The following is an 11,700-nucleotide window of genomic DNA, read 5'->3' as shown; positions in this document are numbered from 1 at the left end:
TCAGTTATTAATTGGTCCTGCTTTCACAATTGCGCGCTGGAAAGCTGGCAATGATAAATCTTCTACAATGATTCCCCTGCTCGGTGAAGCATGTACAAATGAATCGCCGTTCAGATAAATACCTACGTGGTCTATTTCTCTTCCACCAAAGGAAAAGAAAATAAGATCTCCCTCTTTGAGCTGATTGAGGTTCTTTTCCTTAATCACTGAAGCTTGATCTACAGAACGACGCGGTAGCTGCTTACCATAAATATCCTTTTGCACGAGGTAAGTAAATCCTGAACAATCAATCCCACGTTTGTCGAGCCCACCTAAGCGGTATTTTACGCCAGACCACTCGTTAATATATCGGTATAGCTGTTTATTCTTCAAATTTGCCATGGCTTCGGCTGCTTTGGCGGCCTTGGTTGCCGAAGGCACATAACGCTTAGAACTGCAGGCCGAAAAGAAAAAGGCCATAGAAAGCAGCATCGCAAATGGATAGCTTATTCTCCTTATCATACTTAATTTTTAATTAAACGCTGAATTTCATCTAGTTTCAGCAAAGCCTCTACAGGCGTTAATACATTCACATCAAGATTGTTCAGCATATCCCTGATCTTCACCAGCACGGGATCATCAATGGCAAACATATGCAGTTGATAAGCCTGATTTTGTACTTTCTTGATGCTGTCCTTGATGCTCTGCCCCTCGGTACGATCGATCTCCAGCTTTTTTAGTATCTCATTGGCACGGTTAATCAACTTCGGCGGCATACCAGCCATCTTCGCCACGTGAATACCAAAACTATGCTCGCTGCCACCAGGCACAAGTTTGCGCAGAAAGATGATCTTGTTACCAGCCTCTTTAATCGAAACATTGAAGTTCTTGATCCGGCTCATGGTGCTTGCCAGTTCGTTCAATTCATGATAATGGGTGGCGAATAAGGTCTTCGGCTTGGCAGATGGGTGGGTATGCAGAAACTCCGCAATGGCCCAGGCTATGGAAATCCCATCATAGGTGCTTGTTCCACGCCCAATCTCATCCAGGAGGATCAAGGACCGGTCCGAGATATTGTTAAGGATACTGGCAGTTTCATTCATCTCAACCATGAAAGTACTCTCTCCTGAAGATAAATTGTCGGAGGCACCTACCCTGGTAAAGATCTTGTCCACCAGACCAATTTCAGCAGCCTTCGCAGGCACAAAACAGCCCATCTGGGCCATCAGTACGATCAGTCCCGTTTGTCGCAATATAGCCGACTTACCAGACATATTCGGACCCGTGATGATGATGATCTGCTGCGTATCATTATCAAGAAAAACATCATTGGTGATGTACTCCTCACCTACAGGCAGCCGTTTTTCAATCACCGGGTGTCTGCCACCTTTGATATCCAATACTTTGCGGGTGTTCAGTACAGGTTTTACATAATGATTGTTAATCGCCAACTGTGCGAAACACAACAGCACATCCAGTTGGGCAACTAAAAAGGCATTCAGCTGAATAGGTTTGATGTTGGTGCTGACCTGATATACCAGCTCCTGATACAAACGGATCTCAATCTGCTGGATCTTATCTTCCGCACCCAGGATCTGCTCTTCATATTCCTTTAATTCAGGTGTAATGTAGCGTTCTGCGTTCACAAGTGTCTGCTTGCGTATCCAGTCTGAAGGAACTTTATCTTTGTGTGTATGTGTGACTTCCAGATAATACCCAAACACATTGTTGAAGGCTATCTTTAAAGATGGGATACCGGTAGCAGCAGCCTCGCGCTTTTGTATCTCCACGAGAAAACCTTTTCCTCCAAATGCGATCTTACGCAGCCGGTCAAGTTCTTCATCGACCCCTTCAGCAATCACATTACCCTTAAGCAATACGGCAGGTGGATCCTCCTGAAGTTCACGTTCCAGCCTGGCCCTGATGCTTAGGCAGGGATTGAGTTGCTCGGCAAGCTGTTCCAAAAACGGATTATTGCTTTCTGCAGCAATCTGCTTTACCGCTTCAATATGCTGTAATGCTTTTTTAAGCTGTGAAAGTTCTCTTGGCCCCACCTTCTGTAAGCCAACCTTGGAGATCAGTCGTTCCAGATCTCCGATTTGCTTGATGTGGTTCAACAGCTCTTCGATCAATCCTGGATGCTGTACAAGGTACTCGACCATACCCAACCGTTCCTGAATAGGCTTCAGTTCTTTAAGCGGCATAATGATCCACTTGTGCAACAAACGTGCGCCCATGGGTGTACTGGTCTGGTCCAATACATCAAACAGCGTTACAGCGTTATCATTCGCCGAGCTGACAAGTTCCAGATTACGGATCGTGAAACGATCCAGCCACATGAATTGGTCTTCTTCCAGCCTTGATATGGCCGTGATATGTTTTAAATTCCGGTGTTCGGTTTCATTGAGATAATGGAGGATTACACCCGCTGCAATAATGCCGGTGCTAAGTTTATCCACCCCGAATCCCTTAAGCGAGCTGACCTCGAAATGTTTCGTGAGCGTTTCGGTGGCATAGTCGGCGGTAAAAGCCCAATCGTCCAGGTGAAAAGTATAGAACTTATCACCAAAGTACTCCATGAACTCCTTGCGTTTGCTCTTCTGGAACACTACTTCCGTGGGCTTAAAGCCCTGTAACAACTTATCCATATATTCAATACTACCCTGCGCAACATGAAATTCGCCGGTGGAGATGTCCAGAAAGGAAACGCCACATTGCTGTTTTTCAAAATAGACGGCAGCAAGGTAGTTATTCGATTTTTGATTTAGAATGTTGTCGTTATAGGCTACCCCTGGGGTTACAAGTTCAGTGACACCGCGTTTAACAATGGTTTTCGTTGCTTTGGGATCCTCCAACTGGTCGCAGATGGCGACGCGCTGTCCGGCACGCACCAACTTAGAAAGATAATTTTCCAATGAATGGTGCGGAAATCCTGCAAGCTCGATGTGACCATTCGGCCCCTGGCCCCTGCGGGTGAGTACAATACCCAGGATCTGTGCAGTTTTCACCGCATCTTCTCCAAAGGTCTCATAAAAGTCGCCTACTCTGAACAATAATAATGCACCAGGATACTTTGCCTTGATGACATTGTATTGTTGCATTAAGGGAGTTTCCTTCGTTTTATCCTTAGCCAAAATGATTCTGTTTACAAAAACTGTAAATATAATACCTTCAGCTTAGTCTTTGAACCCTGAATTAAATTAAAGTTTCTGCAACAACAGCATTCCGCAGATTACAACTTTGTTATGTAATCTAAAAACCGGCGTAATGCCTCGCGTTTTTCCGCCGTGAGGCTGAAATCAAGCTTATTCATCAGGTAATCGTCCAGATCAAAATGAGCGACAGCAGGCAAGGCATCTATTACCGCTTTCCGGTTTTCCAGTCCAAGTTCCAGAGCTTTGTCGAAGGCTTGTTTAAAATCCGCGGGAAGTTCTTTGTTCGCCACCCATGCGGCATAAACGAAAGGTAGACCGGTGAAATTCATCCATTGCTCGCCCATGTCATACCAAAATGGGAATACGTTCTTTTTTCCAAAGGTGCGATCTCCAATCAGCACCATTGCATCTGTTTCGGCGTCCAGATCGGTGGTAAATTCAACTTCCTGTTTCCAGTAGAACTTAAGCAACACTTTAGCCAGGTTGTTTGATGTGCGGGAATGCTTATCCAGCTTCACCGTACGGATCTGCTCAACCGGAACATTAGAAAAGATGAATACGGAATTTACCGCTCCGACTGAGCCGATGCAGTAGTTCGCAATGATATTCGCATTTGGCACATGAGGTATAGCAGCCACGGGTATTAAGCCCACATCTACCTGACCATCAATAAGCCGGGCTGCGCAATCTGAAGGAATATCTAAGCTGAGGTCAATTTGATTGATGACATCGGAATGTTCAATGCCGTATATAAAGGGTTTGGAATTTGTATAAGATACAGCGGAAATTTTTACTTTATTCAAGGTAACTATTTTAGATGATCGGTATTGTTAAAATCAAGTATTTCGAACTTCCCATCCTCATACCTGAAGCGATATAAAGTGGTGTTCAGGTGTGGAAAGTCGGCCATTTCAGCAAGTGGCTTTCCAGTAAGGATGCAACAAAGCAGTCTCATTGCACGACCGTGCATGCAGATCAGGATCTTGTGTTCAGCAGGTTTGGAGATGATGTAATCCATAGCCTGCTGGAGTCTCGCCTGGACTTCCGCAGGGCTTTCACCTCCGCTAAACTTCGCGTCATAATTGCCCGATTGCCATTGTTCCGCCAATTCGCGGAACACCGCACGGGAATGTTCAGTTGCGGGTTTGCCCTCCCACTCGCCCCATGCAAGTTCATCCAAACCGGAAAGCTGCTCCCATGGCAGTCCGGCATCAATGAAACCTTTAACTGTTTGGTGTGTACGCTTTAAGGAAGAGGTATATAGCTTATCAAAAGGAACTGCTTTGTAGCGTTGATAAAATGCTGCGCCTTGTCTGCGTCCAACATCGTTCAGGTCGCTGTTGATGCCACGTCCCTGCACAATGCCAGCAGCATTTAAATCCGTTTCACCATGTCTGATGATATAGATTTCCTTTTCCATTAATTAATAACCGGAAGTTTATAAAACTGCGGTTTTGCAGAATCCTCAAAAACATGATCCGTGTAATCGGTAACAACATTATAGAGCGTATCACGCTCAATAGGCTGTCGGTTTACCTGCTTGATGAGCTCTACGAGTTCTTTGGTGCTCATTCCGGGGCTTTGCTCCTCGGCACCTGCCATAGAATAGATCTTCGTGGTGTCATCCAGCGTTCCATCAATATCATCTACCCCGAAGTTTAAGGAAAGCTGTGCGGTTTGCCTGCTGATCATTGCCCAGTACGCCTTGATATGATCGAAGTTGTCCAGATAAATTCGTGCAATGGCGTAGTTGCGCAGATCTTCTATTACGGAAACCTCCGGCACATCACTCATCTGGTTGTTCTGGTTACGGAACTTCAATGGGATGAAAGCCTGGAAACCTCCGGTTTTATCCTGAAGCTGACGTAACCTTTCCATGTGATCCACACGGTGCCAGAATTGTTCTATATGCCCGTATAACATCGTGGCATTGCTACGCATGCCCAGCTTATGAGCTTGTTCGTGAATGTCTAGCCATTGCTCTGCATTACACTTATCGTTCGCGATTTTGGTTCTTACCTCTGGATGGAAGATCTCTGCACCGCCACCGGGCATCGAGTCTAAACCAGCTTCTTTCAGGTATTTCATACCTTCATAGTGGCTCAGCTTCGCTTTTTTAAAGATGTAGTAATATTCAACCGGTGTTAGGGCCTTAATGTGCAAGTCAGGGCGGTGTGCCTTTGTCCGACGGAAAAACTCCGCATAAAAATCAAGATTCTGCTTCGGCACTACGCCACCGGTGATATGAACCTCGGTAACGGGTTCATCATCGTATTTCTTTAAGGCCTCAATCATGGCATCTACACTCATCTCCCAGCCATCTTCCCGCTGTTTGATTAAACGCGAGTAAGAGCAGAAGTTACAGGTATAAACACATAAATTGGTTGGTTCAATATGAAAATTGCGGTTGAAATAGGTCTTGTCACCATGTTTACGTTCGCGGATGAAATTTGAAAGCACGCCCAAGTAGCTCAGCTCCGCATGTTCATACAGGCATACACCTTCATCGAAAGTGATCCGCTCTGCATTAAGTACTTTAACAGCAATTTTTCTCAACGGCTCAGTTAAACCGGCATCATTGATAAGAAAGTTCAGTTTTGTAATGGTATCCATTTCCATGTCGTGTAGACAAAAGTACAAAAAAATGGCAGCTGCTGGCTTGACCAGTACGGTGCTGCTGTCAGGTATTTGTCAAAGGAAAGGCTATACCCTTGTTACTGTTTGCTCCGCATGGCTTCTCTGAAGTATTTCAGCGGAACGAAAAGCATTCCAAAACACTCACCCTCTTGTTTTCCCATGTGCTTATGGTGTACCTTGTGCGCTTTCCGGAGTGCACGGAAGTAAATGTTGTTGGTACGGGTAAACCATTTGAACCGCTGATGAATAAATACATCATGAACCAGGAAGTATGCGATACCATAAAGTGTAATACCAATTCCGATGAAAAACATAAACCGGTAACCCTCTACAAAGTTGCCTACCGCGAAGAAGAACATTGAAACACCCGCGAACATGACGAAGAAGTAGTCGTTCTTCTCGAAGAAATGTGGCGTTTTGTTATGGTGATCCTCATGTAAGTTCCAAAATAGCCCGTGCATGATGTATTTATGCGTAAGCCAGGTCACGCACTCCATCAAGCAGAAGGTAATTAGTACAATCCCAATGTTGAACAATACAGTCATCATTATAAATTCATTAACATTTCCGTTTCAGCCTTAGAACCAGGCTTGTCAGTGATCAGGTAATTCTTAATTCTGCGATGAAGATCGGGATCTTTGGGAGTACTTGCATCTGCTTTAAGGAAGTTGACCAGTAACTGACGATCTTCCTTTACATTGCCGCTATAGTTCAGCATGGCAGGCACATTGGCCTGCGTGGTGTATCGGAAAAAGATAAGTTCCGGGTTCTTTGGTGCTTTTGAAATCGCCAGCTCCAGCAATCGTTTACCCTTTTTAAAATGGGACACTTTATTGATCGGGTTAAACGCATGTTTTGCCTGAATCATTTCAGAAATTGCTTTAAATCCCACTGTTACAGGTGCAGCAGTCTGCTCATCCAATTTCTTAAAACGATCACTAAACTTGTCCGCAACCTTACTGTCATTAGCAGCAAGATCAAGTTGCTTACGCATTTCAACGAGCCCGCCACCAGTTTGCACTATATTAAGCCCCAGGAAAAGAAATAACATTCTGAACATTATATCAATCTTAAACTATGTTTTACATATGAACCAGCCAGAAGACCCAACTTCTGGGCATTAGGCACCCGAATGCGACTCTCCAAAATGCTTTCGCAGGAGACCGACTTAATCTTATTGAACAAGGTCTTGTAGTAAATGTAAGCCACGTAAACACCGAAACGCGAAGAACGCGGCAGCTGTTTGATGCCTGCTAGCGCGGCATCAAAGTCCTTTTGGATCTCACACTCTATCTGTTCTTTCTCCCTTTGGGTGAAAACACTTAAGTCGACACCAGGAAAATAAACCCGCCCAAGTCCTTCATAATCATTCTTCAGGTCACGCAGGAAATTGACCTTCTGAAAAGCAGCGCCGAGTTTCATTGCTGAAGGTTTGAGATGATCATAGAGCTCCTGGTTATTTTCCGTGAATACCCGTAGGCACATCAAGCCGACAACCTCCGCAGAACCAAGAATGTATGTTTCGTATGAAAAAAGGGAGTGATTTTTATCCCGCAGATCCATTTCCATACTGGCTAGAAACTGTTCAATAAGTTCCCTGTCAATCCCATATCTATTAACCACGTGCTGAAAGCTGTTTAATATGGGGTTTAAACTAATTTTTTGCTCAATCGCACGGTAGGTGCTTTCCTGGAACTCCTTCAGCAATGTTTCCTTATCGTATTCATGAAAAGAGTCAACAACCTCATCTCCCAATCGCACAAAACCATAAATGCTGTAAATCGCTTCATGGAACTTCTTGTGCAGACAACTGATACCTAGCGAGAAGCTCGTACTGTAAGTCTTGGTAACGATTTTACTTGAGGCAATGGATATGTCGTCAAATAGTTGTTTCATGAGGATGTTTTTTCGTTAACGCTTTTAAAAGTTCCTGGGCGGCAACTTGCCCGGAAATTATAGCTGGTGGAACCCCGGGACCCGGAACAGTAAGCTGTCCCGTGTAAAAGAGATTACCAAGCTTTTTGTTTTTTAGCGAAGGTTTTAAGACCGCCGTCTGACCGAGTGTATTTGCAAGACCGTAAGCATTGCCGCCATACGCATTATAGTCATCTACGAAATCATTGATACAATAGGATTTCTTATAGATGATATTTTCTTTGAAAGTCGTACCGCTGAAAGCCTCAATCCTGCTGATGATGCCATCAAAATATCCATTTCGTGTTTCTTCAGTATCTTCAAGTGCCGTGGCCACCGGAACCAGGATAAATAGATTTTCCATGCCGGCGGGCGCAACAGTATCATCAGTTTTTGAAGGACAACAAACATAAAACAATGGTTTCTCCGGCCATTGTGGCGTCTTATAAATGTCTCCCGCATGCTTCTCAAAATCCGCATCAAAAAATAAGCTATGATGAAGCAATTTGTCGATGCGTTTATCTACACCAATATAATAAATGAGGCATGACGGCGCAAAGGTTTTTTCTGACCAATAGCTTGCCGGATAATTACGATATTTTTCCTCCAGTAATTGCTGTTCTACATGATTATAGTCCGCAGAGGCAATAATACCGTCGCATTCAAAACTGCCGCCAGGGGTTTGCAGACCTTTCACCTCCCCATCTTCCACCAGAATTTTTTCTACAGGTGTCCCGGTATGGAAGGTAACGCCAAGTTCCAGCGCAAGTTTGTGCATGCCGGAAATAATCTGGTGCATACCGCCCTCCGGATACCAGGTGCCCTGTACCAATGCAGAATAATTCATCATGGTATAAAGGGCGGGAATTTTATTGGCCATGGCCCCAAGGAATAAAACTGGAAATTCCATCAGTGCAACCAGCTTCGGATCTTTGAAATACTTTTTGACATAACTACTTACCGAGCTGAAAAGATTTGACTGCAGCATACCTTTGGCAACACGCAGATTCGCATATTCCAACCAGGAGAAAGCAGGTTTATAAACCAGGTCCTTCATCCCGACCTCATATTTAAACTGGGCTTCTCTCAGAAATTTATGCAGCGCAACGGAGCTGCCGGGTTCAACTTCGTCGAAACGCAAGTAAAGTGCCTTTAATTCTGCAGGTATTTGAAGAAGTTCATCCTGATCAAAAACTATCTGGAAGCCTGGGTCAAGCTTTTTCAGCTTATAGTAGTCTTCCGTTTTCTTTCCGAATTGAGCAAAAAAGTTGTCAAAAATATCCGGCATCCAGTACCAGCTCGGGCCCATATCGAAAGTAAAACCTTGTTCGGTGTAGGTTCTGGCCCTACCGCCTATCGCAGAATTTTTTTCATAAACGGTGACCTCATGCCCGTCACGGGCCGCAAAACATGCCGCGGAAAGTCCGGAAAAGCCACTTCCGATGATAGAAATTTTTGCCATTAAGCTATTTGTATAGATGGATTTGTTTGCAAGATAAGGTATAAGTACCCATTGTTTGATGTTGCTGGAACAATATTGTTTGAAGGTATCATTAAGCTTTGTAGTTGATCGAGTACATAACACCATTATACCTGCGATGGTTTTGATACGAGTTTGTGACGTACTTGCCAGGTAGTTGCTACGTACTTCGTTCGTGTGGATACGTAGCAAACCCGTTTCAACGCCCTGGCAATTTACTACCAAGTTCATTACTGACACGCATCCATAGCGCATTCGCGAGCAGGATGCGTAGAAACAAAAAGGCCTGAACACAAAAGTGCCAGGCCTGGTTGATTAAGATGCTTTAAATGCTATTTAGTTGCCTTGCTGAAATTTAACACTACATAAGCGGTTGTAGATCCATATTCAACAGGAGATTTCAAAACCATAGCGTCGCCTGTAGCAGAAAATAACACCAGGCGGTATCCCTGATCTACATTCTTGGCTTTATCGCCATCCTCAAGTTTCTTGAACTGGAAGGTTTGATCCGCCGGGCTTGCTGACCAGAAAATGCTCTGTGTTTTAGCCACACAGCCCTCTGCACCACCAGATAAGATGTAACTTCCGTTACCGCTGTTGGTTAAACTCCATGTACTACCATTGAAACAGCTTGCAGAAGCCTCTCCCAGAAAAGATCTCACTGCTATAGCAGGTACGCCTTCGTAACTCACGTTGCTTAAAACCCATGTTCCTGTAACATTACCGCGCTTTATGGTGCTGGCATTCTTTGTTGAGGAACAACTTTGCAACACCATTATAGCACTACACAAAATGGCTGCGATTACTAATATTCTTTTCATAAAATTGTTTTTTCATCATAACTTACACAAATCCTGCCAAAGCGTGGATCAATTAATTCCGAACCTTAATTTTGTTCATCAAAAGAACGTTATTTAAAATACACTAAAATGAAAACAGAAACCATTGCCATACATGCCGGGAACTTAGTAAAGAGTAATACGGGTGATGTTACTCAGCCACTTAGCTTATCTACCACATTTTTCAGGGATGAGAATGGTGGCTACCCAGGCGGACATATGTATAGCAGGGTCAGCAATCCAAACCGCTCCACGCTTGAAAATTTACTCGCTACGCTAGAAAAGGGTGTCGAATGTTGCGCATTTTCCTCAGGTAATGCAGCAGGAATGGCAGTATTTCAGGCGCTGAAACCTGGCAGCCACATCATCGCACCAGATGATATGTACTGGGGCTTTAAGAAACAGTTGCAGACTATTTTTAAAGACAGCCTGGAGATCGATTTTGTTGACCTCACCAACACGGAGGGCATTGCCGATTACATTAAAGAAAACACGGTGATGATCTGGATCGAAACCCCATCTAATCCACTATTGAAGATCACAGACATCAGGGCCCTCAGTGCGATTACCAAAAAGCATAATTTGATCCTGGCTTGCGACAGCACCTTTGCTTCACCGATATTACAACAACCTATTACCTTAGGTGCAGACATTGTGATGCACTCCACGACTAAATATATTGGAGGACACAGCGACGTGCTGGGCGGCGCTTTGATTACTGCGAAAAAGGATGAGTTTTGGGAACGAATCCGTAATATCCAGCAAATTGGCGGAGCAGTACCATCACCTTTCGATAGCTTCCTGTTGGTGCGAAGTATCAAAACATTGCCCTACCGCATGCGCGGGCACTGCAGCAATGGTATGGCCTTGGCGCAGTACCTGGAAAAACATCCGCAGATCGAAGCCGTTTATTATCCAGGGCTAGCCTCACATCCCCAACATCAGATCGCAAAGGAACAGATGTCTGATTTCGGTGGAATGATGTCAGTATTGATCAAAGGAGGCTTCGAAGAAGCAAAAAAGGTGGTTAATCAAGTGAAGTTGTTTGCCCAAGCGACGAGTCTTGGTGGCATAGAAAGTCTGATCGAACACCGGGCCTCTGTAGAGGGCCCTGACACCAAAACTCCGGGTAACCTACTGCGCATATCGGTTGGGCTGGAGCACGTAGATGACTTGATTGAAGATTTTAACCAAGCCCTTGGCTAATTATTTTATTTGGCAAACGTATATTTTAGCTCCAAGTATCCGAATTTTAGGCAGCTGATAATATTTTTTCAGAATAAAGTTTTGAACTTGAAGATCTAAAATATACATTTGTGACATCAGCGATGCTGAACTAATCAATACCGGTAAATGGTTTGATTTATTAAGAAGTGGCGAGAGACAGGCTCATTAACCCACTGGCAACCCTCCTAACACGAGAAGGTGCCAATTCCTGACCAGAGGGCATGGAGCCACTGGAAAAATAATATTAAACTAAATGAAAACGAACCATCAACGTCTGTTGGCAGTCAGACAAAATCATTTGCCACAATCCAACCTTCTTATCCTACCGGGAACTAACATTTGCAGAATTGTAGCTGCTGCAGATGATATGTGCTGTTGCATATCTTAAACTCAAAAATCTTCCTTTTTTGTTAAGCCATTCAATTAGGAAGGCCTCGTAACGGGGTACGCTTTTTTACAAGAATAATTT

11 protein-coding genes and 1 riboswitch are annotated in these 11,700 nt (G+C 44.2%); of the genes, 1 reads left to right on the top strand and 10 read right to left on the bottom strand.

What is annotated here, in order from left to right; genetic code table 11:
* From AC5WJX_RS03810 to AC5WJX_RS03765, 10 genes are all read right to left on the bottom strand, one after another.
* The gene (locus AC5WJX_RS03810; protein ID WP_494483420.1) at positions 1-501 is read right to left on the bottom strand and encodes a C40 family peptidase; all 501 of its coding nucleotides are present in this window, start codon (positions 499-501) and stop codon (positions 1-3) included.
* Between the two features lie 2 nt (positions 502-503).
* Positions 504-3,113, bottom strand: coding sequence for a DNA mismatch repair protein MutS (mutS, locus tag AC5WJX_RS03805; RefSeq protein ID WP_494483419.1), 2,610 nt, complete (start codon positions 3,111-3,113; stop codon positions 504-506).
* A 98-nt stretch (positions 3,114-3,211) separates the two neighbouring features.
* Positions 3,212-3,937, bottom strand: coding sequence for a menaquinone biosynthetic enzyme MqnA/MqnD family protein (locus AC5WJX_RS03800; protein WP_440429336.1), 726 nt, complete (start codon positions 3,935-3,937; stop codon positions 3,212-3,214).
* 5 nt (positions 3,938-3,942) lie between these two features.
* A complete protein-coding gene (locus tag AC5WJX_RS03795; protein WP_494483418.1) occupies positions 3,943-4,554 on the bottom strand; it encodes a histidine phosphatase family protein in 612 nt (203 codons plus the stop codon).
* Complete coding sequence (gene mqnE, locus AC5WJX_RS03790; RefSeq protein WP_494483417.1) at positions 4,554-5,747, bottom strand: aminofutalosine synthase MqnE; 1,194 nt, start codon at positions 5,745-5,747, stop codon at positions 4,554-4,556. The genes AC5WJX_RS03795 and mqnE overlap by 1 nt, the downstream gene beginning before the upstream one ends.
* Before the next feature lie 101 nt (positions 5,748-5,848).
* Positions 5,849-6,319 (bottom strand): sterol desaturase family protein, encoded by a 471-nt coding sequence (locus tag AC5WJX_RS03785; RefSeq protein WP_440429330.1) that lies wholly within the window; start codon positions 6,317-6,319, stop codon positions 5,849-5,851.
* The gene (locus tag AC5WJX_RS03780) at positions 6,319-6,822 is read right to left on the bottom strand and encodes a hypothetical protein (protein ID WP_494483416.1); all 504 of its coding nucleotides are present in this window, start codon (positions 6,820-6,822) and stop codon (positions 6,319-6,321) included. Before AC5WJX_RS03780 ends, AC5WJX_RS03785 begins: the two co-directional genes overlap by 1 nt.
* A gap of 8 nt (positions 6,823-6,830) precedes the next feature.
* Complete coding sequence (locus AC5WJX_RS03775; protein ID WP_494483415.1) at positions 6,831-7,667, bottom strand: phytoene/squalene synthase family protein; 837 nt, start codon at positions 7,665-7,667, stop codon at positions 6,831-6,833.
* Positions 7,651-9,147, bottom strand: coding sequence for a bifunctional phytoene desaturase/3,4-desaturase (gene crtID, locus AC5WJX_RS03770; RefSeq protein ID WP_494483414.1), 1,497 nt, complete (start codon positions 9,145-9,147; stop codon positions 7,651-7,653). Before crtID ends, AC5WJX_RS03775 begins: the two co-directional genes overlap by 17 nt.
* A 350-nt stretch (positions 9,148-9,497) precedes the next feature.
* Positions 9,498-9,986: a hypothetical protein gene (locus AC5WJX_RS03765; protein ID WP_494483413.1), complete on the bottom strand. Its 489-nt coding sequence runs from the start codon at positions 9,984-9,986 to the stop codon at positions 9,498-9,500.
* A gap of 108 nt (positions 9,987-10,094) precedes the next feature.
* Here AC5WJX_RS03765 and AC5WJX_RS03760 point away from each other — a divergent pair, with 108 nt between their 5' ends.
* Positions 10,095-11,210 (top strand): trans-sulfuration enzyme family protein, encoded by a 1,116-nt coding sequence (locus AC5WJX_RS03760; protein ID WP_494483412.1) that lies wholly within the window; start codon positions 10,095-10,097, stop codon positions 11,208-11,210.
* Between the two features lie 154 nt (positions 11,211-11,364).
* Positions 11,365-11,476, top strand: a riboswitch (SAM riboswitch).
* Positions 11,477-11,700 lie beyond the last annotated feature (224 nt).

Source organism: Pedobacter sp. NEAU-ZC8, assembly GCF_059278965.1.
This window is presented reverse-complemented; position numbering and strand designations above follow the sequence as displayed.